This is a genomic window from Bradyrhizobium sp. 482_C4_N1_8 (assembly GCF_052075965.1).
Lineage (GTDB): Bacteria > Pseudomonadota > Alphaproteobacteria > Rhizobiales > Xanthobacteraceae > Bradyrhizobium > Bradyrhizobium barranii.
In genome coordinates this window covers 2,775,513-2,800,626 of sequence record NZ_CP197231.1, presented here as the reverse complement: position 1 = coordinate 2,800,626, position 25,114 = coordinate 2,775,513, and the positions used below count along the sequence as shown (strand labels likewise).

Below are 25,114 nucleotides of genomic sequence, written 5' to 3'. Positions count from 1 at the left end.
TGCGACCAGTGCGGCGGCGGGCGAGTACCTCACGGTAATGATCCGCGAGCTTAGCAATGTCGAGCCAGACTGGGCGGCTTGTATAACCCTTCGACACCTCGCCAGCCTCGAAAGCGAAGCCCTTGAGATCGACTTCGCTCCCCCCTCTTTCCAAATAGGTGGTACTTTCCGAATGGGTGGAAAGCGTCAGCCCGTGCATTTCGGAATCCCTGCCCTGCGCTAGCTCCCCGGGACGTTGAGCCCGCTCGCTGATTCGTCATTGCGTAACCCAGAAGTTTCGCGGCTGCGGCCCGAGCAGCTCACGAGCGAACAAGCCATGGCGAAGGCTAAGGAGTTTGCCAGAGAGGCGCTGCTGCGTAAGTCAGCGACGCGCCTTCGACCACCGTAATTCCGCGGTTCTGGAACATGGCCGAGAGATCGGCTTCGGTTGCCTTCCCCGTCGCCAAAAGCTGATCCGTCTTGAAGTCGTCGACCACGAAGCTTTTGCCGGCTGCCCGGCAGATGAGGTTGTTCTTCATGCAGTAGACCGCCCCGGGGATCTTCGAGACGCTCACCGCCGCCGCGGTCATGGCGGCGGCGGCGGTCGCGTAGCGGGCGCGGAATTGCGGATCAAGCAGTACTTGGGCGCTTTCCTGTCGACCGGACAAGACCAACCGCAGCGCCAACGCGACAACCACCATCACTCGCGATCGGTTCAGGCCGATCGCCGCGGCTATTGGCGAAGCGGCGATCCGCGCCAAGGTCGCGCCGAGACCGATCGCGAGCGCGATCGTAAGGTCGAACTCAGCATTCCCGAAGACGCCATCGCCGAGCCATTGCGTGAGGCAGGAGGCCAGCGCAACAGCGGAATGCAGCGCCGTAAAGCGCGCGGCGTAGCTGGCCCGGTCGAACCACGCCCACGACCCCCACAGGATCGCCGCGAGTGCCAGCCATTGCAGATGCCCCAACTGGCTCACCAGATGCCCCACCGAATAGGCGCGAGCAGTGAGCAGATTGGCGAAGAACTGAGGTCCGAAGACAGCGCCGCAGAGGGCGAGCCCCGCCGCTGCCGCCCCGCCACTGATCAGCACGGGCCGTGCAGCAGAGCGCCAGTCGCGCAGGCATAGCCACAGAACGGCCGCCGCCGGGATCGCGATGATGTTGTGTTTCCAGAAGCCTGCCAGAACCATCAGCAACAGCGGCGGAAGCGCTGATCGGCCAGCCTTTTCTCGGGCGAGGAACCACACCAGGGCAGCGCCCATGATCGCCTGCCCCGCAATCTGCGGGTCGTTCGCTCCAACATAGAGGGCGGCATTGTGCGCCATCAGAGCGACGAACCACATCCCGCCGACGACGCCGGCAGAGAACGACCCGGCCAAGATCCTTACGGCCAGCGTGATCTCCACGGCCAGCGCTAGCAGCCCAACGAACGAGAGCACCCGTCCGACATAGAGATTGTCACCGAACAGCTTGCCGAGCTCGCCGATGACTAAGAAGGAAAGCGGAGGGTAGTTGTTAACGACGAGCTGATCGCTGCCTGGATAGAGAGGCAGCCCAGCGGCCGCGATATCCTGATGGAACGCGTTCCACGACTCGGTGAACCAAATCTCGATCGGGAATTGAGCCCGCCAGACCGGCCAAAGCAAAAAATACGACGCGAGCATCGCAAGGATGCCCACGCACAAAAAGCGCGTGTGACTATGCATTTCTCAGCCCCGCCGGACGCTACTCAACCGGCGCGCGAACTGCAAGTCCTTCAATTGAACACGGGAGTTTAGATCCTGCGTCGGAAGCGAGCACCCTCTGGTCGTATCGGCAAGCTGTCGCGCGAGAGCAGAGATTAGCCCGCAAAATAGAGGTTCAGCGGCAAGCCTTGCTCGACTTGCAGGAGGCCGCTGCGTCTCTTGTACGCGCGACTTCGATCGGCTCACTTCACGACATCACGCATCTCACCGAAGCTCGACCCACAGGTCGGCAACAATATCGTTGCGAGTGTCCTGTTGGAGGTTACGTGGTGCGAAGCTGGACAGCCACTCGAAGTCACCGTCTTCGGGTATGTAAAGCGGGATATCGCTGCCAGGCACGACCTCAGCGGGTCGCTCAAAAATCACCCCTTTAACGCGCTGGGACGGGAGATTGTCGCAAAGTATAAGAGAGAGAATCCAATGAAAGCCTATGGCGACATTCGTTCACCGCGGCCGCTCGATGCGCCTGCGTATCTCGACGGTACTATGACGCGCGTCGAGATTGTCTCGGAGAGCCTCTGGTCGTGAACCAGCCGGTCTAGATTCGTTAGTTATCGACAACAATGCGGGCCCGTCAGCTGACACTGGCGGGCCGCTAACTGAAGCAGGCTTGTTCTCACAGCTTTCTACCCATTCGGCTCTGTACGGAGATTTCCGATCGGTGTTAAGTTGGCACGCGATGATCTTCAGAAATCCTCAGGCCGTCATTACGTTGATGGGCATTGGGGCCTGTTTTGGTCTGATGCTCTGGCTCCTTGCAAGCCTCTGGCCGGTTTTGCTTGCTCTCGGTGGTTGACGATTCCTTTGCTGAAAGGCGGTGCGTCATGGACTGTCTCAGCCTTGTTATACCCGCCGCAATTGGCGTGCTGGCCGCTTTGTTCTTCATTAGCCACAGTAAGATTGATCGGCGGAGACGGTGATGCAATTACCGCGGGCCCGCATGTGTATAGAGGGCCCGCCGGCTCACGCTGGCGGGCTCTTCGTCAGTGGAATCGCGGTCTAAGCCGTTGAGCTGACTCTCGTTTGATCCGGAATAAGCCAAAACGATTCACTGCAAGAATCCCCGCCGGCGTCACGTCGGCGGGGGGCTGACACTAACGGGAGGCGGAGAGAATGATCTTTTGGGCGTTCGTTTCGAATTTGATGGTGGTGGTCTGCGTCTTGGCGGCAAACTACCTAGATCGCCGAGCTATTGAGGCCGGGGCCTCTGGTCTGCGGTGGCGCCGACATTAAGGCCGCCTCAGTTGGCCTACTTGCCGGTTTTCGACACTGTCTCGCGCCGAATTGGCACAATGCTGCACATGCCAAGGAAAAGAGTCCCAGCTATGTTGGGTGATGCGTGAGGAATGGGGTTTTCGGTTTTTCATCTGCGCGGCCGGGGCCATACCAGTCGTCGTAGTGTTCATTCTGCTATTCAAAAAGTAAGGCCGCGTCGGTCGGCGGCCTCTCTACTGATCCCTCTTGAGCTTGCGCCGGCCCCAATGGGGCTCCTTTCCCTTCGGGTTAAGCTCGGGACGTGGTGCCGGTTCAATGCCCGCATGATGCCGATCCGAGCGAACATCGTCGGGCCGCCACCTTCCGCCACCAGGATCAAGGCTTCCATCGCCGCTTGCCACTCCGGTGCGGCGTGCTCCTTCTTCGGTAGCGCGGCGATGTACTCGCCGGCGTCGAGGAGCGTCACCAGAGTGCGTTCGCCAATCTTGACCGGATCCTCGAAACGCCGACCCAGCCTCGTTCGGTCATTCCTTCCGCTTCAGCTCAGGTCCCGCAACAGCAATGGCGTGTTCAACCTCGTCGGCCAGAACTGTCAGATGCTCGGCCAGCCTTGTGAACAGTTCTCGCTTCTTGGGTTCAGTAGCAAGATCGCGGATCAAGGCGCACTCGGCAGCATCCGTGCGGAGCTTTTCTAACTGAGCCTGCATGTCCTTCATTGCGATCGGTTCCGTTCCCGATGAGGAACTATACCGCTTTGGGCACAAGTGGACAGAACTGATTGCCGGTTTTTCCTATGCTCGTGATCACCGTGGCGACCCCATTACCGCCAAGGTAACTCCAACGGCCCCGGCCTTCACACCTCAAAAGCCATGCCGGGGCCGTTTTTAAGTGGCGATAGCCCATGCCACCGATAGGCCCATCCCTCGCCGCCGCTCTGTTCTCTGCCTTGGTCATGGCCCAAGATTACGAGGGAGTCGGACAAGGAGCCAGCCGCCGGATTTCGCAGGGCTGAAGCGGTCGAGCCCAAGCTATAGGTCAATAGGCTAGCGCTCGTGGACCCCAAAGCACCTTATCGATCACCGTCGCCATTAGAAGAATAGATGCGCGGTCAGTGAGGTGAACTGTATCGCTTGAGGTGAGATCGGCCGCCGTTGGTCCAATTCTCGTCAAACACCCCCGATGGTCGCAGAGTGCATCCCGTGCCGAGATGAACTCAGCTCCAAGCTGTTCCAGCTTCGCCCGCATGGGGGCATCCTGCCAATTCAGGGAAACTCCTATATTGGATCTTTCGGGGATCAATTCCTGATGTTGCAAGTAATGCAAAATGACCTCCTGCGGTAGGCCGCGCCGCCACACCGGCACGGGACCGAGGACCACTATACGGGCGTGAGTGCGCTGTTTCAGGGCCGCGACAATGCCGGCCACGCCATCCAAGTTTAGACCCCAGTAGGCATGCAGCAGCACAACCTCCGGGTCCATCTTCACCGCGATTTCGAGCACTCGTGCATTGTTTTCACGGCAATTCGCAGGGCCGTCCAGATCGGGCATGCAAGAGCTGGCAGTGAATTGCGCAATGCCAAATTCGCGCGTTTCTTGGGCTCGGCGCAGTCCAGGCAGAAGCGCACCGGCCGTCGAATCGCCCCATAGGAAAACCATCGGGCGCTTGCCGTGATCGACGCACGTTTCGGCGTAATCTGTTTTTTGACTCAGATCGAGAAGGCATTCGCCGACTCGCCAGCCAGAGCCATCCGTGCGGATGGAAGCTATCGCTCGGACCTGCGGAGGCAACCGCCCGTCAAAGCCATCCGATCGAACCACAATTATGCCGGCGGCCGCGATTGCCATCATCCCCGCGACTAGGCCGCAGGTCTTGAGTGGTTGGCTGCGGCCGAACCGGATTGGAAATTCAATGAACCGATAGGTCACCCATGCCAGCAGCAAGCTGAGGCTGATGACTAGGCCACGCTCGATTTCGGTCAGTGAGGCGGTTTTGATCATCGCGAAGTAGACAAGCAGCGGCCAGTGCCAGAGGTAATGCGGATAACTGATCAAACCACCCCACACCATCGGTCGGCTGGCAAGAATGACTCGGCACCCCCACGCGCCGGGAGACGAAAGCACAAGCAGCGTTCCGATAACGGGCAGCGCAGCCCGCCAGCCAGGAAATGGAGTGGCGCTATCGAATAGAACCACCGTGCAGCCGATCAACAGTGCGCCTGCCAGTGCTCGAATGTCCTGCCATCGCCCTTCCGAGGCCTCGCGACAGCCCAAAGCAAGCGCTGCGCCCGCGAAAAGCTCAAAGGCTCGGGTGACCGGCAGATAGAAAGCCGCAATGGGGTGATTGCCGATCAGCGCCAAATTTAGCGCGAATGAAGCCAAGCCGAGGAACAGCGACGCCCGGAACAGGCTTAGGCCTTTGCGGGCAAATACAATTAAAACCAATGGCCAGAAAAGATAAAACTGCTCTTCGATGCCGAGCGACCATAAATGCAGAAGTGGCTTCTTCGCCGATTCCACGTCGAAGTAGCCGGACTGCATCATGAGCGCGATATTGGCAGAGAACGCCGCGCTCGCCGCCGTGTCGATGCCAAGTTGCCGATAGGCGTCTGGAAGCATCAACCTGTAGCCGAGGGCCAATGCGGCGGCCAGCACAACCAGAAGCGCCGGGAATATTCGGCGAGCTCGCCTTGCGTAGAAGCCAGCCAGATCGAAGCGGCCCGCGCCAACGTCCCGAGCAACAATGCCCGTGATCAAGTAGCCGGAGATGACGAAAAAGATGTCAACGCCAATGAACCCGCCTGGGAAGGTGGACGGATAGGCGTGGAACAAGACGACCAGCGAAACCGCGATGGCGCGGAGCCCGTCAATGTGCGGTCTATAAATAGCTTGATTGCCCATGTCCCAGCGCCCGGCCAGCGCCCCCAGAAACATTGGGCAATAAAGCGTAACGAGCACACAAGGGCAACCATTGCGCGAGCGGGACTATTCCGGGGGCGGAAATCGACTAACTGGCAGGTGCTGCGCAGGTCTTTTCTATCAAATTGGTCAGCAGGCGGCCCGCGACGTTCATGTCCTCTCGGCCTGCGCTGACCAGCAGTCAACTTCAGGCGGGGCAGCACCCACGTTTCCTTCATGACAATGTAGCCTGGTCCGGTCCGTTGGACGTTGGCGCAAATTTCCGGATTAAACCGCGGGGCAGGAGGCATCTGAGCAACGCTAGTTGCCAATAAGACCGCGACAATCATGAACACCTCTACAGCAGGCCGGCGCCAGCATGATCCTTAAAAAGTTCCGCCTCTTGGACGTAGCCGCTCATCGTCTCGATTGACTTATGCCGGCTCACGTCTCGAATTCGGAAGATGGACTTTCCCGCAGCAGCAGACGAGGTGAGGAAGCCGCGGCGCAGCGAGTGCCCGGAGAATTGCTTTTCGTCCAAGCCGGCGGCGCCAGCGTAGACCTTCACGATGTTGGCGACCGATCGATCAGTGAGCCTACCCACGCTCACCGTGCCGGCTTTGTTGACCGGTCGGAACACTGGCCCGGCTTCAATGCCAGCCGCGTCGAGCCATTCCCGCAGAGCGACAACCGGACAGCTTGTGGAAGATCCTCGAGCAATGGCTATGGTTACGCCTTGGGCCACCATTAGGCCACCCCAGCGAACTGCCGCGGATCGATGCCGTCCGCCTTCAGTCTTACGATTACCGACTGCCGAATGTATTCGGATTTCGACTGCCACTTCGTAAGCGATGTTCTCAGGCCACGCGCCAGCGTTCTTGGGTAGCGAGATAGGCCCAGGGTAGCAGTTCGTCGATCTGGCTGTTCGGGTGGTCGTTGACGATGCGGGTGATGACGTCGGCGAGATAGGCGTGGGGTTCGACGCCGATGAGCTTGCAGGTTTCGATCAGTGAGGCGATGACGGCCCAGTGTTCGCCGCCGCCGTCCGAGCCAGCGAACAGGGCGTTCTTGCGGTTGAGCGCGATTGGGCGGATAGCGCGCTCGACGACGTTGGAATCGATCTCGACGCGGCCGTCGGCAATGAAGCGCGTCAGCCCGTCCCAACGCGACAGCGCATATCGGACGGCCTCCGCGAGTTTGGTCTTCTGGCTAATCAGACCAAGCTTGGCGCGCAGCCAGGGTTCGAACTCGTCGGCGATCGGCCGGCTCTTCTCTTGGCGGACGGCGCGACGCTCGTCGGCGGTGCGGCCGCGGATCTCGGCTTCGATGACGTAGAGCCCGGCGATACGTTCGAGTGCCTCGCTGGCGATCGGTGCGGGACCGGCCGCGGCGAGTTCGTAGAAGCGCCGGCGCACATGGGACCAGCAGAACGCCAGTTCTACGTCACCGCGCTCGGCCAGGACCCGATAGCCGGCATAGCCGTCGACCTGGAGGATGCCGGCAAAACCCGCGAGGTGGACGATCGGCCGTTCGGCCTTGCGATCGGGAGCGTAGACATAGGCGACGGCGGGCGGGTCCGTGCCGCCCCAGGGCCGGTCGTCGCGGGCATAGGCCCAGAGCTGGCCGGTCTTGGTGCGGCCGCGTCCGGGATCGAGCACCGGGGCGGTGGTCTCGTCGGCAAACAGTTTTGGCGACTGCTTCAGCCTCGCGAGCAGTCGCTCATGCACCGGCCGCAACAGGAAGGCTGCCCGCCCGACCCAATCGGCCAGGGTCGAGCGATCCAGCTCGAGGCCCTGGCGGGCGTAAATTTGAGCCTGCCGATACAGCGGCAGATGGTCGGCATATTTGGCGACGAGTACCTGCGCCACGGTGGCTTCGGTCGGTAGCCCGCCCTCGATCAGCCGCGCTGGCGCCGGTGCCTGTACCATGGTCTCGCAGGCCCGGCAGGCATACTTCGGCCGCCTTACGACTAGGACCCGGAACTGGGCCGGGACGATATCCAGTCGTTCGCTCACATCCTCGCCGATCCGGTGCAGCGCCTGCTGACAGCACGGGCAGGCGTGATCGTCGAGGTCGACCAGCATCTCGACCCGCGGCAGATGCGCCGGCAACGCTCCTCTGTTCCTGCGGCGCCGTGCGGCTCGGCTCGATCGCTCGGCAGCATTGGCTGCATCGGTCGCCGCATCACTGCTCGCCTCGACCTGCTCGACCTCCTCCAGGCCGAGCAGCAACTGGTCCTCCGGCAGCGTCTCGGCCCGGCGGCCGAAGCGATGACGCTGCAACTCCTTGATGATCTGCTCGAGCCGCGCGGCGCGCGCCCGTTCGGCCAGCAGCATCGCCTTGAGCGTGCCGGGATCGTCCGGAAGCGTGTCGGCCGTCGTCGCCATGATGCGATTACACCATGCGTCGCGGCATCCCGCGAGCGCGACATGCATACTGATTCACTGTGCCGCAGTTCAACTCGCTTGGATCGGCGACGGTGTCTCGCGCGCGGCGTGGACGCGCTTCCAGTCTAGTCCTTCGAGCAAGGCTGACAGCTGCGCCGCGGTCAGGCGAATGACGCCGTCCTGCACGTTGGGCCAGCAGAACGAACCGGTCTCAAGCCGCTTGGCGAACAGGCACACACCCGTGCCGTCCCAATAGATCAGCTTTACCCGGTCGGCGCGCTTGGCGCGGAACACATACACGGCGCCGGAGAACGGATCGGCCTGGATGCTCTCACGCACCAGGGCCGCGAGCCCTTCGGCACCCTTGCGGAAGTCGACCGGCCTGGTCGCCACCATCACCCGCACCGCGCCCGTCGGACCGATCACGTGCAGGTCTTCAGCGCATGGATCACGGCCGCAATCGTCGCGGCATCCGCGCCGCGGCCGACCCGGACCGCGACGCCGTTGATCTCGAGCTCGATGATGCTGCTGTTCTCGGCGCCCTCGAGCGCCTTCCGGAGGCGTCGGCGCTGCCGCGGTGAGCGCTCCGGCGGCGTGGACGATGGGGTAACGACAGCGGGCACGAACGTCTGCGGCTCGGGAGCCACAGGGATCGCAACCGGCTGTCGCATTTGCCGGCGCCACGTAAACAGCTGTTGCGGCGACAATCCGTGCCGCCGCGCGACCTCCGATACCACGGCTCCCGGGGCCAGCGTCTCCTCGACGAACCGCGCCTTGTCGTCGGCCGAGAACTGCCGGCGTCGGCCGCTCTCCGTGATGACCTCGACCAGACGAACCGAGGTCCTGGGCTCAAGCATATGTTCAAGCTTAGACACAAGCCGATCTCCAATCAGAGATCGATCATTCCTCGCTCGACGCCTTCAATGGAAGGTGGGACCGAAACAGCGCTTACGCCACTTCAGTCTGGCCGCGCCGTCAATCGCTTCCGACAAACCAGTCGGCGCACGAAATTTCACCAATTGTTCAAACCTGGTGGGGTCGTCCATTTCTTGTCCTCATGCGCTCTGCATGAGGTTGTAAATACGCGAGATGGATGATGCGTGGCCATGCCAACGCTGCTGGTGTTACGAGTTTGGTGAAAGCCGCGAACTTTCCGGCGCGCATCTGGGCCGGTCTCGGATCTGCCTTCTTCCGAGAAGGGACGACACTCGGACATTGCGGTAAAAAGAGAGGCACTACATCAAAAGAAAATCCAGGAAGTGCAAATGCTCCCGTACAAACACAGGACGCAAATGGACGCCGTCCGAAAATATCGGCTCGCGCGCTCCAAAAAAGGGTGAACACATCTCACCGTTACCGCAAACGTCAGGAAAGACATCTAGCAACTTCGCGCCCGTGCGCTCCGCGACGGTGCGTAGATCTGCGTCATGCTGAGCAAAAGGCGCTCGCAAATCGGTAATTCGCACGGATGATTGGGCATTCGGATCGACACGAATCCCAGTGACACTTCGAGTGACCATGCGTTGGGGATTTAGAGCGGTAGGGGACTGCGGCGCGCCTAGCACAAGGTAAACCGTCGCGTTTCGCTTCAATTCGCGAACAAAATCTTCGAGATTGGCATAGAAAGCGCGCCTGCCTTCGTCTCCTCCCTCCAGAGGGATAGACGTGCCAGCCCGTTCGATGAAGGCATGTTTCCTTGGCCAATAATGAGGACTGATAACGACCGCTTGCACTTTCTCTCTTCGTACCAGTTCCGACAATCTGTTCACGACGACGCCGCAGTCTGCAAATTCATCGCGTGCGGTCACGCCAGGCACCAACGGGCATGCTGGGCCTGTCACAAAATAAGCGCTGACCGCCAACTGCCCTTGGTCTTCGAGTTGCTGCAAACGAGGGCCGTAGTGGAACATTGTGCTATTGCCTGCCAGCGCGACTTTACGGTCGCCTTGTCCGATCTGCGCCACTACGGAATTTCTGCGGCGATCAAATTCAAGAACGTTCATGCCCTTCGTCGGCGCGTAGGTCTCATCGAGAGTGGCAGCATTCATCTTCTCCAGATCAAGGCTGGCCTGAAACCGTTGAGGCACACCACCTATGATCGATACCATCAAGCCAGAAGCGCCAAGCACGGCGACGCATGCCGCCGCAATGGCAGTGTATCGAAAGCGATTTGAATTAAGACGAACGGGCTGCTCAATGAAACGATACGTGGCCCAAGCTAGCAGCAAGCTCGCAACCACAAGTCCGAAAGCCATAAGAGAGGTTGGGGGCTTCCCTCGGATAACATAGGAGAAGGCGATCAGTGGCCAGTGCCAAAGGTATAGGGGATAGCTGATAAGGCCTATGGATACCGCAGCGCGGTTTGAAAGGATCGTTTTGTTAACAATGGCATTTGGTCCCGCCATGATGACCGCGATCGACCCCGCCACAGGTAGCAAAGCGAGCCATCCGGGAAAGCGCATCTCGGGTGCGAACGAAGCCGCAGAGATTGCAATGGCTGCAATGCCCGTAATTGAAATTACATGCCTGAGGCTTGCTTTGAGATTGATATCCGGTCGCCAAGCCAGTGCTGCACCCGCCAGTAGTTCCCAGAAGCGGGAGACCGGCAGGTAGAAATCGCTCGATGTGTCAGTGAGCGAGAGAGCCAAGTTGACCACAAAGGAGGCCACAAGCAACCCAGCTGTCAATCGCCCAATCGTAGCCTTTAGTTTGAAAGCAACCCAAAGCAGCGGTGGCCAGAGAATATAAAACTGCTCTTCAATCCCCAAAGACCAAAGATGCAGTAGCGGCTTTGAAGTAGCGGCACCGTCGAAGTACCCGCTCTCGCTCCAGAGCGCGATGTTAGACAGGAAGCTGGCCCCGAAAAATACCTGCTTGCCGAGTTGAGCAAGCTGCGAGGGCATCAATACGACGAAGCCATATACCAAGACGGCGGTGAGGCATACGGCGAGGGCAGGAAAGATGCGCCTGATGCGGCGCCCATAAAAGCCCGCCAAGGAGAAGCGGTGCTGCTCGATTTCGCTGAACAGGATTTTCGAGATGAGATATCCGGAGATGACAAAAAACACGTCAACGCCAACAAAGCCGCCAGGAAGCCACGCTTCATTAGGGAACGCATGGAAGATCACCACCAAAAGCACAGCCACCGCCCGCAACCCGTCGATATCGGGGCGATAGCTTTGGGCGAGCGTAGTTGTGTTGATCGGCGCGCGTCCGGCGCGGTTGAACTGCCCTGGATAAGATCCAAACTCGACAAATGTTTTTGTTGGCGCGTCTCGCGGAAAACTGTCGAGCAACTCCGCTTGTCTGCGGGCGCCTTGCATCCGGGAATAATGCTGTCGCAACTGAGTAGCGTTGCGAAGCACTCCAACCACAGTATGGATCATGCCGCTCGTTCCACCCTAGGTGCGTCGTGGCATGTTTTTCGATATGTGTCTAATTATTTCCAAGCGTTTCTATTCCGCTGTCGAAAATCACCTATTCTGGACATTTGGAGGGTTTGGGCAGGGGGACGCCGAAGCGATCAACGTACCGCACCACTCGCAAGTTCGAATGATCGCCCGCATGGTAAGCCGCGAGCGCCGCCTCATCCCCGTCTAGGAACATGGCAAGTGCAACTTGACTGACGACCCAAACGCCACCACCGACCCGCCGGCCAAGTCCATGTTGAGGACACCAATTCCGGATCGTGGTCTCAGATTTTCCTGCCCTTCTAGCTGCCGCAGCTAAACTGATCCCTTCCCGAGGGTCATATGGCGTGAGCACCTTCATATGAGCAGCCTCAGGCGCTTTCACGTTCAGTCTAAGTATCCCGGAAGGGTCGACTTGCTCAAACCGGTCGATTATCTCTGCGACCAAACGTGCCCAACGTATCACGCAGGCCATTGGCTTTATTGGGACGCTACGCATTTTACCTTGGCCGGATCGACTTTCATGACCGATAGGGCTGCCTCAACATTTCGCACGTTCATCCTGGGTGGATCGAACGCGATGTCTTCAGGCGCACCAACTGGGAACTGATCTGTTTCGCCTTCGCGCTCGACGAGGTCCGTCCTCTCGCATACTTCGTCGTGCGCGTGGTGCACGTTGTCGATCACGTATGAAGTAACAGGAGTAAGATTCGGGTTCATGCACGAGCTCTCCTGTGTCCGACAAGTACACGCTGGGATGTGCGCCAACTTAAACTTGCGAAAAATGACGGATTATTTTTGCGGGGGCATCAGATAGGTTGACGCTTGCAAGTTTCCCCCATGCCGCGCGTGCGTCGGCAAATTGTGGTCACAGCACTGTCACAACGGTCACATCAATTCGGCTTGCCTCGACTTGACCTTTGGGGGGTACGCCCCCTAACATATTGTAGTGATCGTCAGTGTTTTCAGGGACTTTTGAGACTTGCACTAGAGAGACGCCAAGCCCACCGAACCGGTCGCGTTGCCCTCCAATGCAGCCGTTTCACCCGGCGAGCCGACGTCTAGAGCCGGGCTCTGTGGTCTGTATGTAAGCGCGTCGGCCATCCAGCGCGGCCAACCGGTCAATTCCGCAATGCCTTGAGCTGGGGGATCTGGCTCAATCCGCGGTTGGCGCGGCTTCTGTCGGTCAGTGCTCATGTATTCTCCTGCGAACGCAGCCAAAGCTCTTCGTGAGAGACGTCGAAATCGCCCGTCGCGCCGATGCTTCCAAGAACGCTTAGCGGTTCGCGGAGCACGGATTCCTCAACATGGGCGTCGAACGTTTGACCGTCGCCGGGATGTACAATGACCCGCTCGATGCGATGAATGAACTCAAGGGCTTACCGTCTTCATTCGCGATGGGCTGCAACGGCTTGCCCCATCCGCGATCGAGAATGGCATTGGCGGCCGAGACACGTGCATGCGCTGGAGCATTCTTGTCGAGCATGATCTTCACGAGAGTATTCACGGCGTGTACCGTGTGCGTCCGCGCAAAGGATTTGATCTCAGTCATCGTTCGCTGCTTCAAAGTTCTGCGAGCCGCCTCCCTCACCAACGCCACTTCAGAACGCTTGTTCACCAATTCGGTCATCTGAAAAACCCCGTTGCAATCAGGTCCGGTCCTGGTTCGAGAATAAAAAAACCCGCGGCGGATGAATCTCCGGCGCGGGTACGAACGAAATCGTCTCAATGATAGTATTATGCCAGTGTGTTGCCCGACGTGTCAAAGACGCCAAAGCGGCTCCGGGTGCGGGTCGCGCCGGCGCCGTCATTCCAACCGGCAAATCGGCGACGTCGGTTTTTGGGATTTGAGCAGAAATTCTCTGCCAACCAGAGTATTGCCGGTTTTGACCCAACTCGGACCTCGACAGCTACGGCCGCGCGTCCAGTGTTGCCAGACGATTTCTCATGGCTCTCAACTACTTCTTGTAGCCGACGTAATAGGTGCCGATTTCGGCGCCCGTACTGTCCTTGATCGGTTCGTATCCGGTTATGTAGGGCGTACCCAGTATAGGCACCTCGCCGTAATAGCTCTTCCCCGCCTTGATCGCTTCAAGCGCTGGCCCGGCCAGGACGGTGCCAACTGCTCGGCCGCTTCCATCGGGTTTTGGCACACTTGTGGACACTCGGACGTATTCGCCTCCGTCTTTTGCAAACAGCGTGGCCGTCATCCCTTTGCCGTCCTCGCTTCCAACCGCGTCGACGATGTCAAAGTTGTTATTGATCTTAGTCGTGCCGAAATGCAGAGCGGGTGCGTCTTTACCCCCAACAGCTTCCCTTCCTTCGAGCTTGGGGGCTCCTAATTTCGCCGTCATAGCTTTTAAGGTTTCCATCGATTTCGTTACTCTCGGATCCGCTTGGGCGTGCCCGGTGCCCGGCGTTAGTGCAACAAGGCATGCGGCGGCCATAATGCCGACCAGAAAGGTTTTCCGATCCATTGTAAGCTCCTGATGTGAAATACGGCATTTTCCTTCACGCGCACATCACGCGGTGTGCACGACATTCGCGCCTCGGTTTTGACTGCGATTGAACAGACCAGAGATTACAGGTCTAAGAATTTGCCCGCCGACGGCATCAGCGCTGCCGCTAAGATAATTGGCGAATACAGGACTGTCGGCACGTCCTCATGGCAGCTCGCAAGAGAAGTTACATCACTTCTGCCTTGCCGCAAAGCGCGGTCGCGGCCCGCGCGTTGGTACACGGTTCACTCTGCTTCAAGGTCCTGCATTAGATTTGTAGTCGGGGTACCCGAAACTGACGAGCCCGGCGGCACTCGAGCAATCACAGAAATGCGCTCTGTTGGGCAGACCGGACATAGGCGACACGGTCGCTGATCGATGCGATTGACCGAGGCGGTCCTGCACGCGGATGGCGCGTTGTCGCATGCACCATCCGCACCCACAATCGATCTCTTGCGAAGAAACGAGCGTTAAGCCTTTAGGTCGGTGATCCGCATAATCGCGACCACATTCCCATCGTTGAACGCCTGTTCTTTTGTTTCCTTGTTGCAGGTCCAGACAAAATTCTTCTTGCCCGTAAAGGTCTTTCCCTCCTGCTCAAGCCGAAGCTCCCCTTCGGTGATATGGCAGATCATGGCATTCATCATCGGGGGCCCCATGGTCTTTGACCCCGGCTGCATAATGATATCGCGCATTGAGACGGTCTTAAAACCTGGGATCAAGGATGGTGTTTCGCCTTCATATTCACGCACCACGACACCTGGCCAAGGCGTCGTATCCTTGTAGCTTGTGGCTTGAGCGGCGGCTGGCTTGACCATGGCAGCCGAAACTGCAGCCAACGCGATTCCCAGTGCGGACCTTCGATCGATCTTGCTCATCGCTTTCTCCCGACGTTACCGAACGAGCCGCCGCATAAGCAGCGCGCAAAGTTCGTGGTGAACGGTGGTACGAAACCGAAAAAAGAACGGCTTCTAAGAGAGCGTGCTTGCCGACGGCACAAGTGCTGCTCGTTTGCCCGGACGGTGATTTCGGCACGTCCCGCTTCAAGGGGCAGTGGCATTCTACGTCACTTGACGCATCCGGGAAACAGGTGGCGTCACACGAAGACACTGTGGCCCCTAAGCAATGTCCGGAATTGGCCCTTAATGCACAGGCCAACCTGACGTCTGTTTGCCCATTGATGCGAATACAAGCATCATTACAACTAGCGACCCCCCTCACTCGAAACTACCTTTGGCCTGGCGAGCGGTAAGGAATAATCGTCTCCATGTGCAATCTGTATTCGATCACCACCAATCAGGCCGCCATCGCCGGGCTCTTCCGCGTGGTCCGTCGCTACGAGGGTAACTTGCCACCAATGCCGGGCGTATTTCCGGATTACCCGGCACCGGTCATTCGCGACGCAGGTGGGGGCGAACGGGAGATTGTGATGATGCGTTGGGGCATGCCGCCACCACCGAGCAAGCCCGGCCCGCCCGTCACCAACATCCGCAACACCTCGTCGCCGCACTGGCGCGCATGGCTCAAGCCGGAGCATCGCTGTCTCGTGCCCGTCAACAGTTTTGCTGAGTATGCCCCTGAGCCGAATCCGGAAACAAAGAAGAAGGACGTCGTGTGGTTTGCGATGGACGAGACGCGGCCGCTGTTCGCGTTCGCCGGTATCTGGACAACTTTCAAGGGCGATCGCGGTACGAAGTCAAAGCCCGTGCCTGGACCTCATCAGGTCCATGGCTTTCTCACGACGGCGCCGAATGCCGTTGTCGAGCCCATTCATCCAAAGGCAATGCCGGTGATCCTGACGACGGCCGAAGAACGAGATGCTTGGCTGCGGGCGCCATGGGACGAGGCTAAGGCGCTGCAACGGCCTTTGTCAGATCAAGCGCTTAAAATCGTGGCGCGGGGCGCAGACAAGGAGGATAGACCTTCAATCGCCGACGCCACTTCCGTTCAATAGTGAACTTAGGAACTACCTGCACGCGATAGGAATAAACTGCTCAAACCGAGCTGCGATGACGCCCGAGAGATTCTTCGATCCACTTAACAAATGATACTGACTCTCCTCGGCCCGAGGCGTAGAGTTGAAATATCACCGCAGCGGCACTTGGCATCGGTCGGTGATGAGAACGCCAGTTGCGCTCCCGCCCCACTCGAACGAGGGAGCAATGCCATGCTGAAGCGACGTCGTTACAAACAGTCCAAAACTCTCAAGGAGCGGCTCGCTGACGAGGCCGCTCGCCTTCGCGAGGAGGCCCAGTCGCTTGCGCCGGGACGGCGCCGTGAGATCCTGCTGCGCCGGGCGCGACAGGACGAGACGGCCATGCAGATCGAGTCCTGGCTGCATTCGCCGGGCCTGAGGGCGCCGACATGAGCCGGCAATACCGCGCCTATCTGGTCGGCGAGAACGGCGTGTTTCGCTCCGCCGAAGCGTTCGAGGCTGACTCCGATGCATCCGCGCTTCGCGTCGCACAACAGTTCACGCGCCGGGGCAACGTCGAGGTCTGGCAGCTCGACCGGAAGATCGGCCTGTTGCTGGCGCAAGCCACGCCGCCCATCGCAGCCTGACCGGCAGCCACGCGCCTGAACCGCCGCACTGGAAGGTGTCACTCCTCCGCAAGCTTGCGCTCGATATAGGCGTCCACCGTCTCCGCGAAGGAGCGCTGCACCCCGACCGCGGCACCGTGCTGGTCGAGCGCGTCGCGCTGGAGCACGCGCAGGCCGCGCCCGCGGAGGCTGGCCGGCGCGGTGTTCAAATATTGATCGATGGCGCCTTTGGCGAGCGGAATGGCCCTCGGATCGCCCCTTGCGATCAAGAGACGCAAGAGGCTCTGGCAATCGGCCAAACCGGGCATGGCTCCGCCTTCAGCGTTGCTGCGATTTCGGCTTCGGCCGCTTGACCGGCTGGGTGTGCGTGCCGAACAGTGCCAGCAGAAACGCGACTTCTTCCTTCGAACCGACCTGGATCATGACTTGTCTCCTTCTCGCTCCGTTGGTCGGGGCCAACGGGCGCGGCGTTCAGGACAATCGGGTTTCAGCAATGTTTCAGGCGTGTTTCGTCGAGACCGAAATCGATCTTCAGACAACGATCTACAGGTGGCTGCTGAACGTCTGGCGGCGGTGCCGCCGGTGTTTTTGTCCCACCTAACTCCTGAAAACGGCCCCGGCGCGGGACGGGGGGCTGGGGGGCGCCGGAGCCGCCATTCCAGGCCGGCCATCGGCGGTGGGCCGACCACAAGACCAATTCCAGTTTGGAGCAAGAAGTTCCAAAGGGGACCTGGCAAAGCGAACAGCTCAATACTGAGGACGCTTCAACAGCTCCGGCAATCGCGCGATTGCCGTTGCGATCCGTCGCGCCTCGTCGCGCGATAGATATTGGTGGGCATACTGATAGCCCCACGAGTGCAGATCATCGCGATGAAGAACGCAGCAGATCGTGAAGCCGTTCGCGTCCTTGACTCGGAAGCACTCCTCTTCCGCGATCATGACCCACGGCGCCGGAAACCGCCTGAGATTGTCCATCCATGATCACGGGCGTGCGTGGCCCCGTTGCTGCTCAACTCCGTGCGGTACGAGGCGGCGCTTGGCAAGACCAGTCCGCGGCGTTGCCGGCGGCCGGCGCGGAACGAAGAGGCTGCGCACGAGAATAGGCTCGCTGTCGCCGAGCCGTGTCCGCTCCTGAACCAGGCCGCTCATCACGACGCGCATCTTCATGATCTCTTCCGCCACGAAGGTGCAGTCCTCGTCGCGATTGATCTGCTCGTGCATGATGGCCTCGGCCTCTCGCATGCTGATGCGTAACGCTCTGATAATGTTGCGGATTTCATTGATGCGGTTGTCCACGGCCCATCTCCACCTGACGACCGGACAATAAGAACAAATCATGAACAATGAGTCAATACGATCTTCACTCGGATGACTGATTGCTGCCGGAGAGGCCATGCACAAGAATAGGCTGTCGCCGAGCCGTGTCCGCTGGCCTGTTTCCGACGTGGCCTAGTTTCAATTTTGGAACTGAAACCGGACGAGCCGTTACGAGAGTCGATCAAATGGCTCAAGGAGCGCGACATGCCGGAGCGCCGGAGAGTGACGCAAACCCGCTCCCTTGAGGAACGCCTTGTCGAAGAAGCCAAGCGGCTTCGTGCGCAGGCTCAACTACTCCCCCCAGGTTTTGATCGGGAGCATGCAATCCGTAAGGCCTGCCAAGCCGAGACCGGGTCGCACATGAACGAGTGGCTGAGATCGCCCGGGCTACAGCCGCCGAAGTGAGGCCACCTCAGTTGGCGGCCTCTCCTGTTTCTGGCGGCATGTAATCGTCCGGAAACGGCAGCATGAAGTCCTATCCCATGGTGTCCTAATCCGCCTCTGCGGGTGTGAAACGATCTCGTCTCCTACCCGTATCTATTGGGGCGGGGGATTTCAGTGCCCAGTTCGACGCAGCGCCGCTAAGCATCCATTTGAGCTTGGTCGCGTTGTGCCGTTGAACCTTCTCGTCATCCATTTGGACTGATCAATATCCGGGATTTTGCTGATCCCTCTCGGGGCTGGAACGCCGCCGCCTGCGCTTCATTTCAAGCGGGCGGCGTTTTCATTTGTGTCCTAATCTGCCAGATCGGCTGTCCTAATTAGAACAGCCCCCGATGTGGGAGATCTTCCACCCCCAAAGGTCCGGCCAACAGCGTCCCGGCATCGTTGGCCCAACGGGTCAAACTTTAGCCAAATGCGGTGAAGCGGATTCGGCGGAATGAAATCTCCTCGCGCCATGCTGGGACATGTCCCTTGCGAGGGTGCATGGGCAGGCTGGAGATTCCGTCGATGTATTACGTCGCCGCCGCATTGCTGGTGCTGTCGGGACTGTTCTACTCCGCGAGCCATCACGAGCTCGGCCAGTTCGGTGCGAACGTGTGCAGCTATGGCAGCACGTTCTGCGACAACCCGGTGGTCGTCTTCACCGGCGGCGCGCTGGCCGCCGCCTGGGGCATGTTCGTCAGCATCAAGTAGCAGCACGCGCCTCGGCGCGCATGCGTTGGACGCGTTACATCGCCAATTCCTTGCGGACGGCCGCGGCCGAATTGCCGACCTTGTCGACAGCCTTTTGCAGCTCCTCCTTCGATACGCCGAGCGCGTGCGTCCAGTACTTGACCTCGAAGGCCTCGTGCATGTTGATCTTGCTGCGATCCGGTTGCCCGCGCTTCGTCAGATGGTCCATCGCGTATCCTCCCTCATGGAAGAGCAAAACGCCACCATGGACCGGCCGTTCCAAACGGCAGGACGAGACTCATACGTCGAGGCTTACGCGTCGAGGCTCATACGTTCAGCCACAGCATCGAAGCGAGCACCGCTGAAAAGAGAAACAGCCCGACAATTGCAATTCTGAAAACCAGGTCGGCGGCCAAATGTGCCCCCTCTTGTCGTTGCAAATTCTTTGCTCGTACGGCGCGCGGCCCCGCCTTGGGCAAGGCAGGACCGCACCGTGACTTTGCTGCCGGGGCGGGTTGGAACGGCCCGTCAAGCGGCACCGCAACACGCTCATCCACCATTGGTTCCAGGTTTTTCGGAGAGCGCGAATCGGAGCGATGTTAACCCCACTGATCAGTGGGCGCCACTGTCATGAGAACCAGACCGTGCCGCGCGACGGCGGACAGCCGAGCAAGTGCTGCCTGATCGCCGACGGCTTCCGTGTCCAGGGATCGGCCGACCGTCGGCGACATGCTCTGGCGCAAGAGGCTGGCGACCGTTTTGAACGTGGGCAAACGAAGAGCCCGCAACCGGTGACGGTGCGGGCTCGACGATCTCTGTGATGGTACTACTTTACAAGTGTTTTGCCCGACGTGTCAAAGCAAAGAAGAAGCATCGGCGTCAGCAGACGGCGCGGCGCCGGCCGACGCAGGAACTTTGCGGCCATGACGCGCTTAAAGCACACTTCGCAATTCCGGAAGCCGGAAGGTCAGCCCCTGTCAAACCGATCGAAGCAGCACGCCGCCAAGCACGACAGCGCCGAAGGATCGGCGAAGCCCGGGACGGGACTGCTGCAACGGCTGGGGCCCGGGCTCATCACCGGCGCAGCCGACGACGATCCGTCGGGCATCGCCACCTATTCGCAGGCGGGTGCGCAATTCGGCTACGGGCTGCTCTGGACGGTTTTTCTCACCCTGCCGTTCATGATCGCGATTCAGCTCGTCAGCGCTCGGATCGGCCGGGTCACCGGCAAAGGGCTCGCCGCCAACGTCCTGCAGCTCGCGCCGCGCTGGATCGTGCTGGGGCTCGTCTCGCTGCTCGTCATCGCCAACACCTTCAACATCGCCGCCGACATCGCCGCGATGGCGGAGGCGCTCTCGCTGGTCATCGGCGGGCTCAATCACGAGCACGCCCTGATCTTCGCGGCGGGTTCGACCCTGCTCCAGGTGTTCGTGCCCTATCGCCGCTATTCGCCGGTGCTGAAATTCCTGACGCTGACGCTGTTCGCCTATGTCGCCACCGCCTTCACCGTGGAGATCCCGTGGAGCACCGCGTTGCTCGCCGCGGTATGGCCGAAGGCGACGATCAGCGCCGACTATTTCCTGATGGTCGTCGCCGTGCTCGGCACCACCATCAGCCCCTATCTCTTCTTCTGGCAGGCCTCGCAAGAAGTCGAGGAGATGAACCAGGGCAAGCGCGACAAGCCGCTGCGCGACCTTCCAACCGGGGGCGCCCCTGAAATCGCGCGCATCAAGGCCGACACCATCGTCGGCATGCTGCTCTCCAACAGCATCGCCTTCTTCATCATCCTGACCACGGCGGCCGTGCTGAACGGCAATGGCATCACCAGGATCAACTCGGCGACGGAAGCGGCCGAAGCGCTGCGTCCGCTCGCCGGCGATTTCACCTTCGCGCTGTTCGCGCTCGGCATTATCGGCACCGGCCTTCTGGCGATCCCGGTACTCGCGGGCTCGGCGGCTTACGCCGTTGCTGAGACTTTCGGCTGGCACGCCACGCTGGAGGCGAAGCCGGAAAAGGCGATCGGCTTCTACGCCATCATCGCGGCCGCAACCATCATCGGCTTCGGTCTCGGCTTCACCGGCATCGACTCGATTCACATGCTGGTATGGAGCGCGGTGCTCAACGGCATCGTTGCCGTGCCGGTCATGGCCATGATGATGCTGATCGTCTCGAGCCGTGCGATCATGGGCCGCTTCAAGGCCCGCTCACGGCTGGTCGCGCTGGGCTGGCTCGGCACCGCGATCATGGCGCTGGCCGTCCTCGCTCTGCTCGGCTCGTCCGCGATCGGCTGACCAGACCGGCGACAGCGACGCCGAGACCTGCGACGCCAAGATCTGCGGCGCCAAGATCTGCGACGCGACGACGACGATGAAGGCCGCGAGCACGGCCGGCACGCTGATGAACCGTATTACGGCGTCACGGGATTGACGGTCGGAGATGTCTTCGGCCCCGGCCGCTCCGGCTCGACCAGCGACTTCGGTGCGGTGGGAAGCACCTTGGCGCCGGCGGCATGTGCGGCCTCGCCCGTCGTCGCATACATCGCAACATGAGCCGGCTGAGTCTTGGCGCGGTTCCACGGCCCGTGATCGACGATCACCATCGCAGCAATCGTCAAGCCGGCCACGATCAGCGCGATCACGCCGGGATGGCGAAGCGCCGAGGACATGGAGTTTACGAAGCGATGTGTTGTCATCGAAGGACCCGTGCTGTTTCCTCTCGCGGGTTAACTCAAACGCATCCTGCGAGTTCCGCCCTTCGCTTAAGCAAGTTCTGAGCCACTGCGCGGAACCGATCGTCCCGATGCGATCACTTTTTCACGTCCGGGCGCGCGTCGCCGACAAAGCTGTCGCGGTTCGGCATTTTGACAGCCGAAAGCGATTTGGCATTGAGTGTCGCATCGGCTCCCACCAGCCCGTTCAGGTTCAGGATATAGGCGGACACCGCATAGACGTCCTCGTCGCTCAGCGACTGCGGCGCGTTCTGCGGCATGGCGCGGCGGATATAATCGAACAGGGTCGGCGCATAAGGCCAATAGCTGCCGACGGTGCGGATCGGCTTGGCCGTTGCGATCGTGCCCTGCCCACCGGCGAGCCGGTCACCCAAGCCACCCTCGCCTTTATCGCCATGGCACGAAGCACATTGCTGGGCGAACACCTCGCGCCCATGGCTGACCGAACCGCCTCCCTGCGGTAGATTGCGGCCGTCACGTCCGACATCGATATTCCAGCCCGCGATCTCCGCAGCCGTCGCAGGGCGACCGATGCCATAAGGGCTTTGCGCCTGCGCTCCGCTCGCGAAGGCACCCAGCGCGATTGCGACGGCAACGCCGCAGGTCTCACGCCAGCGCATTGGTCACCTCGCCGTCGGCCGCGATGCGCCAGGGCCAGATCGCGTTGTTGTGGTAGAAATAGTTCTCGCCGCGCACCGCGAGCAGTTCGGCCAGCGTCGGCTGCACATAGCCGGTCTCGTCGACGGCACGGCTCTGGATCACGGCTGGCTTGCCGTCCCATTGCCAAGGCAGGCGGAAGCGCGTGAGGGCGCGCGTCAACACCGGCTCCTGCAATCGCGCGTCCTGCCAGCTCTTGCCGTCATCGACCGAAACCTCGACACGCTTGATCTTGCCATGTCCGCTCCACGCGATGCCGGTGATCTCGTGGAAGCCGGGCGCGCTCAGGCGATGACCGCCCGAGGGGCGCGTAATGATCGACTTCGTTTCCATATAGAAGGAAAACTCGCGCGCCGTGCCGTCGGACAAGAGATCGGTGTATTTCGAGGTCTCTTCGCGCGAATAAATGGGCTCCGCGGTCACGTGCAGGCGGCGCAGCCACTTCACGCTCATATTGCCTTCGAAGCCCGGCAGAAACAGCCGCAAGGGATAGCCCTGCTGCGGACGCAACCGCTCGCCGTTCTGGCTGTAGACCAGAAGGGCGTCCTCGAGGCATTTCTCGATCGGAATGCTGCGCGTCAGCGCGGCGGCGTCAGCGCCTTCGGCGACGACCCATTTGGCGTCCGGTTTCAATCCGGCCTCCTGGAGCACGAGCTTCAGGCTCACGCCGGTCCATTCGGCGCAACTCACCAGACCCACGAGGTCCGATGCCGTCTTGCCATAGGGCTTGGTGTAACCGGGATTGCCGGAGCATTCGAGGAAGTGGATGCGCGACTCCGACGGGAAGCGCCTGAGATCGTCCATCGTGAAGATCAGAGGCCGCTCGACGAGGCCGTGCATCATCAACCGATGCTGCGCCGGGTCGATGGTCGGAACACCGCCATGATGCCGCTCGTAGAACAGTCCATTCGGCGTGATGATGCCGTCGAGCTCCTGCAATGGCGTCCGGCTGGAGGCCGATATGTACTGCTTGAGAGTCTTCGAGATGTTCTTGACGACGCCCTTCTCGAACGGTGACGGCGCGCCATAGGGCTGGGCTCCCATCGGCTCGCCCGGCGCCTTCATCCATTCGGGAATGTTGGGCGGAAGGTTGTCCGTCTCCGCCGCGGCCGACGCACCAGCGCCCAGAACGGCGCCGCCCGCCACCGCGGTGCCGCCTTGCAGGAAGCGACGGCGTGTTGTTCTCGCGGATTTTCCCGCGGCGTCGATCGTGCTGCTCATTGCGGATCCTCGGCTGAAGCGCGACCCGCATCAAACCCTCCGCGAAGGGCGTTTGCAATCCGCACCTATTTCAAAAACAGGCGATTTCGACCAGGACTGGTCTAGATCAGCCAGCCGCAACAGTCATTCCGTTCTTCGCGATGCAAGACAGCTCTCAGTTTCACTCGCCCGGAGCGATCGCGTTACTCGGCGTCGGGCGGTCGGTGATCTGCTGTCCGAACAGGCTGCCGATCAGCTCGACCGCAGTGCGCGCGGTGCGACCGCGCTCGTCCAGGAACGGGTTGAGCTCGACGATGTCGACCGATCCGACCACGCCGGAATCATGAAGCAGCTCCATGATCAGATGCGCCTCGCGATAGGTCGCTCCGCCCGGCACTGTGGTGCCGACTCCCGGCGCCACACACGGATCGAGGAAATCGACATCGAAGCTGACATGGAGCACGCCATCGCACGCCTTGACGCGCTCGATGACGCGCCGGATCAGCACAGCGACGCCAAACTCGTCGATCTGGCGCATGTCGACCACCCTGATCCGGCGTGTGCGCATCAATTCCCTTTCGAGCTTGTCGATCGAACGCGCGCCGAACAGGTCCAGCCTGTCGGGATCAATCGAGGCGCGCGGATCATCGCCGAGCAATCCGTCGAGGCCGGGCTCGCCACACAAGAACGCCGCCGACATGCCGTGCATGTTGGCGGTGATCGTCGTCTCGGGCGTGTTGTAATCGGCATGGGCGTCGAGCCAGAGCACGAACAGCGCGCGTCCGCGCTCCTGCCAATGGCGCGCCATGGCATTTACCGATCCCATCGACAATGTGTGATCGCCGCCGAGGAAGATCGGCAACGCGCCGGTCTGCGCGATCTCATGGCCTCTGCGACTCAGCACCCGCGTCCAGCGCTGGATTTCGCGATAGTGATTGGCTTTCTCGGGCGGCCTGTCAGCGAGGTCCCCGACCTCCGCCACGGAGAGATCACCGTAATCGACGACTTCGAAATCAAGGCTTTCGAGCAGTGCCGCAAGGCCGGCGGTGCGCAGCGCTGCGGGGCCCATCAAGGTGCCACGCTGCGAAGCTCCCATGTCGATGGGCGCGCCTAGCAAGGCGATGCGCCGGGCTCGATCCGGCATGGTCCGATCGGTCACGGCAGCCTCCTGACATCCACAAGGTCGTGACAGCCTAACAGAGATTCGGACCCGTCGTTTCACGGGTATTTCCCGCTGAAAAGACGCCGCGCGAGAAGCCGTCCCGGAACAAAATCCCGCGCGCCGCATTTTCCCTGCAAGGCCGGCACCCGCCGTACATTACGGCGCCTGTCGCGGATAGCCAAAGGTCTTCGGACCCGCTGTTCAAAACGAGCGCTCGCGCGGATAGCCAAAGGTGCCGGCCTCATTCACCTCATCAGAAGCGGA

Annotated in this window: 25 protein-coding genes and 1 pseudogene; 6 read left to right on the top strand and 20 right to left on the bottom strand. The window is 60.6% G+C overall.

From position 1 onward, the window contains the following. Positions 1-326: 326 nt before the first annotated feature. The 9 genes from AB7Z56_RS13025 to AB7Z56_RS12985 all read right to left on the bottom strand — a co-directional run bounded on the left by AB7Z56_RS13025 (position 327) and on the right by AB7Z56_RS12985 (position 11,607). On the bottom strand, positions 327-1,685 hold the full coding sequence (locus tag AB7Z56_RS13025) for a hypothetical protein (RefSeq protein ID WP_354100732.1): 1,359 nt from the start codon (positions 1,683-1,685) through the stop codon (positions 327-329). Positions 1,686-3,138: 1,453 nt separating this feature from the next. Then, positions 3,139-3,405, bottom strand: coding sequence for a hypothetical protein (locus tag AB7Z56_RS13020; RefSeq protein ID WP_354102597.1), 267 nt, complete (start codon positions 3,403-3,405; stop codon positions 3,139-3,141). Between the two features lie 58 nt (positions 3,406-3,463). Next, on the bottom strand, positions 3,464-3,655 hold the full coding sequence (locus AB7Z56_RS13015) for a hypothetical protein (protein WP_063982064.1): 192 nt from the start codon (positions 3,653-3,655) through the stop codon (positions 3,464-3,466). A 319-nt stretch (positions 3,656-3,974) separates the two neighbouring features. Beyond that, positions 3,975-5,837 carry an acyltransferase family protein gene (locus tag AB7Z56_RS13010; protein WP_441256268.1) on the bottom strand — a complete coding sequence of 621 codons (1,863 nt, stop codon included), beginning with the start codon at positions 5,835-5,837 and terminating at the stop codon, positions 3,975-3,977. A gap of 355 nt (positions 5,838-6,192) precedes the next feature. Then, positions 6,193-6,582: a tyrosine-type recombinase/integrase gene (locus AB7Z56_RS13005; protein ID WP_063982062.1), complete on the bottom strand. Its 390-nt coding sequence runs from the start codon at positions 6,580-6,582 to the stop codon at positions 6,193-6,195. Between the two features lie 109 nt (positions 6,583-6,691). After that, entirely contained in the window at positions 6,692-8,221 is a 1,530-nt protein-coding gene (tnpC, locus tag AB7Z56_RS13000; RefSeq protein ID WP_283018506.1) for an IS66 family transposase, read from the bottom strand. A 69-nt stretch (positions 8,222-8,290) separates the two neighbouring features. After that, complete coding sequence (gene tnpB / locus AB7Z56_RS12995) at positions 8,291-8,647, bottom strand: IS66 family insertion sequence element accessory protein TnpB (protein WP_007606730.1); 357 nt, start codon at positions 8,645-8,647, stop codon at positions 8,291-8,293. Next, complete coding sequence (gene tnpA / locus AB7Z56_RS12990) at positions 8,644-9,096, bottom strand: IS66-like element accessory protein TnpA (protein ID WP_144030647.1); 453 nt, start codon at positions 9,094-9,096, stop codon at positions 8,644-8,646. Before tnpA ends, tnpB begins: the two co-directional genes overlap by 4 nt. A 360-nt stretch (positions 9,097-9,456) precedes the next feature. After that, entirely contained in the window at positions 9,457-11,607 is a 2,151-nt protein-coding gene (locus AB7Z56_RS12985) for an acyltransferase family protein (RefSeq protein ID WP_084795043.1), read from the bottom strand. 385 nt (positions 11,608-11,992) lie between these two features. On the opposite strand from AB7Z56_RS12985, the pseudogene AB7Z56_RS12980 reads away from it, so the two are divergent. Further along, positions 11,993-12,106: pseudogene (locus tag AB7Z56_RS12980) on the top strand (hypothetical protein); the annotation flags it as partial. A 5-nt stretch (positions 12,107-12,111) separates the two neighbouring features. Here the strand turns inward: AB7Z56_RS12980 and AB7Z56_RS12975 are convergent. The 4 genes from AB7Z56_RS12975 to AB7Z56_RS12960 form a co-directional block, all read right to left on the bottom strand. Then, positions 12,112-12,351: a hypothetical protein gene (locus tag AB7Z56_RS12975; protein ID WP_187387993.1), complete on the bottom strand. Its 240-nt coding sequence runs from the start codon at positions 12,349-12,351 to the stop codon at positions 12,112-12,114. 556 nt (positions 12,352-12,907) lie between these two features. After that, positions 12,908-13,261 carry a hypothetical protein gene (locus AB7Z56_RS12970; protein WP_063982058.1) on the bottom strand — a complete coding sequence of 118 codons (354 nt, stop codon included), beginning with the start codon at positions 13,259-13,261 and terminating at the stop codon, positions 12,908-12,910. A 328-nt stretch (positions 13,262-13,589) separates the two neighbouring features. Further along, positions 13,590-14,108, bottom strand: a complete 519-nt coding sequence (locus AB7Z56_RS12965) for a Cache 3/Cache 2 fusion domain-containing protein (protein ID WP_063982057.1) — start codon at positions 14,106-14,108, stop codon at positions 13,590-13,592. A gap of 491 nt (positions 14,109-14,599) precedes the next feature. Further along, a complete protein-coding gene (locus AB7Z56_RS12960) occupies positions 14,600-15,007 on the bottom strand; it encodes a hypothetical protein (RefSeq protein ID WP_085405751.1) in 408 nt (135 codons plus the stop codon). A gap of 389 nt (positions 15,008-15,396) precedes the next feature. Here AB7Z56_RS12960 and AB7Z56_RS12955 point away from each other — a divergent pair, with 389 nt between their 5' ends. The 3 genes from AB7Z56_RS12955 to AB7Z56_RS12945 all read left to right on the top strand — a co-directional run bounded on the left by AB7Z56_RS12955 (position 15,397) and on the right by AB7Z56_RS12945 (position 16,691). Then, the gene (locus AB7Z56_RS12955) at positions 15,397-16,083 is read left to right on the top strand and encodes an SOS response-associated peptidase (RefSeq protein ID WP_354077023.1); all 687 of its coding nucleotides are present in this window, start codon (positions 15,397-15,399) and stop codon (positions 16,081-16,083) included. Between the two features lie 213 nt (positions 16,084-16,296). After that, positions 16,297-16,497: a hypothetical protein gene (locus tag AB7Z56_RS12950; RefSeq protein ID WP_063982055.1), complete on the top strand. Its 201-nt coding sequence runs from the start codon at positions 16,297-16,299 to the stop codon at positions 16,495-16,497. After that, positions 16,494-16,691, top strand: a complete 198-nt coding sequence (locus tag AB7Z56_RS12945; protein WP_028153017.1) for a hypothetical protein — start codon at positions 16,494-16,496, stop codon at positions 16,689-16,691. Before AB7Z56_RS12950 ends, AB7Z56_RS12945 begins: the two co-directional genes overlap by 4 nt. A gap of 38 nt (positions 16,692-16,729) precedes the next feature. On the opposite strand, the gene AB7Z56_RS12940 is transcribed toward AB7Z56_RS12945, so the two are convergent. Together AB7Z56_RS12940 and AB7Z56_RS12935 are read right to left on the bottom strand one after the other, a co-directional pair. Then, positions 16,730-16,978 (bottom strand): hypothetical protein, encoded by a 249-nt coding sequence (locus AB7Z56_RS12940; RefSeq protein WP_014493719.1) that lies wholly within the window; start codon positions 16,976-16,978, stop codon positions 16,730-16,732. Positions 16,979-17,651: 673 nt separating this feature from the next. Then, positions 17,652-17,966 carry a hypothetical protein gene (locus AB7Z56_RS12935; protein ID WP_231142700.1) on the bottom strand — a complete coding sequence of 105 codons (315 nt, stop codon included), beginning with the start codon at positions 17,964-17,966 and terminating at the stop codon, positions 17,652-17,654. Between the two features lie 972 nt (positions 17,967-18,938). Between AB7Z56_RS12935 and AB7Z56_RS12930 the strand changes: the two genes are divergently transcribed. Further along, a complete protein-coding gene (locus AB7Z56_RS12930) occupies positions 18,939-19,124 on the top strand; it encodes a hypothetical protein (protein ID WP_014493715.1) in 186 nt (61 codons plus the stop codon). 34 nt (positions 19,125-19,158) lie between these two features. Here AB7Z56_RS12930 and AB7Z56_RS12925 read toward each other — a convergent pair whose 3' ends face one another. Then, positions 19,159-19,332 (bottom strand): DUF3606 domain-containing protein, encoded by a 174-nt coding sequence (locus tag AB7Z56_RS12925; protein ID WP_064502491.1) that lies wholly within the window; start codon positions 19,330-19,332, stop codon positions 19,159-19,161. Positions 19,333-20,026: 694 nt separating this feature from the next. Between AB7Z56_RS12925 and AB7Z56_RS12920 the strand changes: the two genes are divergently transcribed. Beyond that, positions 20,027-21,394: an NRAMP family divalent metal transporter gene (locus AB7Z56_RS12920; protein WP_231142703.1), complete on the top strand. Its 1,368-nt coding sequence runs from the start codon at positions 20,027-20,029 to the stop codon at positions 21,392-21,394. Between the two features lie 116 nt (positions 21,395-21,510). Here AB7Z56_RS12920 and AB7Z56_RS12915 read toward each other — a convergent pair whose 3' ends face one another. The 4 genes from AB7Z56_RS12915 to rocF form a co-directional block, all read right to left on the bottom strand. Beyond that, a complete protein-coding gene (locus AB7Z56_RS12915; RefSeq protein WP_063982050.1) occupies positions 21,511-21,795 on the bottom strand; it encodes a hypothetical protein in 285 nt (94 codons plus the stop codon). A gap of 113 nt (positions 21,796-21,908) precedes the next feature. Continuing rightward, a complete protein-coding gene (locus AB7Z56_RS12910; protein WP_063982049.1) occupies positions 21,909-22,451 on the bottom strand; it encodes a c-type cytochrome in 543 nt (180 codons plus the stop codon). Then, the gene (gene soxC / locus AB7Z56_RS12905; protein WP_063982048.1) at positions 22,438-23,709 is read right to left on the bottom strand and encodes a sulfite dehydrogenase; all 1,272 of its coding nucleotides are present in this window, start codon (positions 23,707-23,709) and stop codon (positions 22,438-22,440) included. The genes AB7Z56_RS12910 and soxC overlap by 14 nt, the downstream gene beginning before the upstream one ends. Positions 23,710-23,869: 160 nt before the next feature. Further along, entirely contained in the window at positions 23,870-24,847 is a 978-nt protein-coding gene (rocF, locus tag AB7Z56_RS12900) for an arginase (protein WP_063982047.1), read from the bottom strand. Positions 24,848-25,114: the final 267 nt, after the last annotated feature.

What these genes read in the sequence shown, in the direction of transcription:
- soxC (WP_063982048.1), bottom strand. Translation starts at nt 23,709, where the DNA reads ATGAGCAGCACGATCGACGCCGCGGGAAAATCCGCGAGAACAACACGC.
- AB7Z56_RS12945 (WP_028153017.1), top strand. Translation starts at nt 16,494, where the DNA reads ATGAGCCGGCAATACCGCGCCTATCTGGTCGGCGAGAACGGCGTGTTT.
- AB7Z56_RS12970 (WP_063982058.1), bottom strand. Translation starts at nt 13,261, where the DNA reads ATGACCGAATTGGTGAACAAGCGTTCTGAAGTGGCGTTGGTGAGGGAG.
- AB7Z56_RS12930 (WP_014493715.1), top strand. Translation starts at nt 18,939, where the DNA reads ATGTATTACGTCGCCGCCGCATTGCTGGTGCTGTCGGGACTGTTCTAC.
- AB7Z56_RS13005 (WP_063982062.1), bottom strand. Translation starts at nt 6,582, where the DNA reads ATGGTGGCCCAAGGCGTAACCATAGCCATTGCTCGAGGATCTTCCACA.
- AB7Z56_RS13015 (WP_063982064.1), bottom strand. Translation starts at nt 3,655, where the DNA reads ATGAAGGACATGCAGGCTCAGTTAGAAAAGCTCCGCACGGATGCTGCC.
- AB7Z56_RS12940 (WP_014493719.1), bottom strand. Translation starts at nt 16,978, where the DNA reads ATGCCCGGTTTGGCCGATTGCCAGAGCCTCTTGCGTCTCTTGATCGCA.
- AB7Z56_RS12955 (WP_354077023.1), top strand. Translation starts at nt 15,397, where the DNA reads ATGTGCAATCTGTATTCGATCACCACCAATCAGGCCGCCATCGCCGGG.
- AB7Z56_RS12960 (WP_085405751.1), bottom strand. Translation starts at nt 15,007, where the DNA reads ATGAGCAAGATCGATCGAAGGTCCGCACTGGGAATCGCGTTGGCTGCA.
- AB7Z56_RS12925 (WP_064502491.1), bottom strand. Translation starts at nt 19,332, where the DNA reads ATGGACCATCTGACGAAGCGCGGGCAACCGGATCGCAGCAAGATCAAC.
- AB7Z56_RS12975 (WP_187387993.1), bottom strand. Translation starts at nt 12,351, where the DNA reads ATGAACCCGAATCTTACTCCTGTTACTTCATACGTGATCGACAACGTG.
- AB7Z56_RS12915 (WP_063982050.1), bottom strand. Translation starts at nt 21,795, where the DNA reads ATGACAACACATCGCTTCGTAAACTCCATGTCCTCGGCGCTTCGCCAT.
- AB7Z56_RS13010 (WP_441256268.1), bottom strand. Translation starts at nt 5,837, where the DNA reads ATGGGCAATCAAGCTATTTATAGACCGCACATTGACGGGCTCCGCGCC.
- AB7Z56_RS12920 (WP_231142703.1), top strand. Translation starts at nt 20,027, where the DNA reads ATGACGCGCTTAAAGCACACTTCGCAATTCCGGAAGCCGGAAGGTCAG.
- AB7Z56_RS12910 (WP_063982049.1), bottom strand. Translation starts at nt 22,451, where the DNA reads ATGCGCTGGCGTGAGACCTGCGGCGTTGCCGTCGCAATCGCGCTGGGT.
- AB7Z56_RS12965 (WP_063982057.1), bottom strand. Translation starts at nt 14,108, where the DNA reads ATGGATCGGAAAACCTTTCTGGTCGGCATTATGGCCGCCGCATGCCTT.
- AB7Z56_RS12985 (WP_084795043.1), bottom strand. Translation starts at nt 11,607, where the DNA reads ATGATCCATACTGTGGTTGGAGTGCTTCGCAACGCTACTCAGTTGCGA.
- AB7Z56_RS13025 (WP_354100732.1), bottom strand. Translation starts at nt 1,685, where the DNA reads ATGCATAGTCACACGCGCTTTTTGTGCGTGGGCATCCTTGCGATGCTC.
- tnpC (WP_283018506.1), bottom strand. Translation starts at nt 8,221, where the DNA reads ATGGCGACGACGGCCGACACGCTTCCGGACGATCCCGGCACGCTCAAG.
- AB7Z56_RS12950 (WP_063982055.1), top strand. Translation starts at nt 16,297, where the DNA reads ATGCTGAAGCGACGTCGTTACAAACAGTCCAAAACTCTCAAGGAGCGG.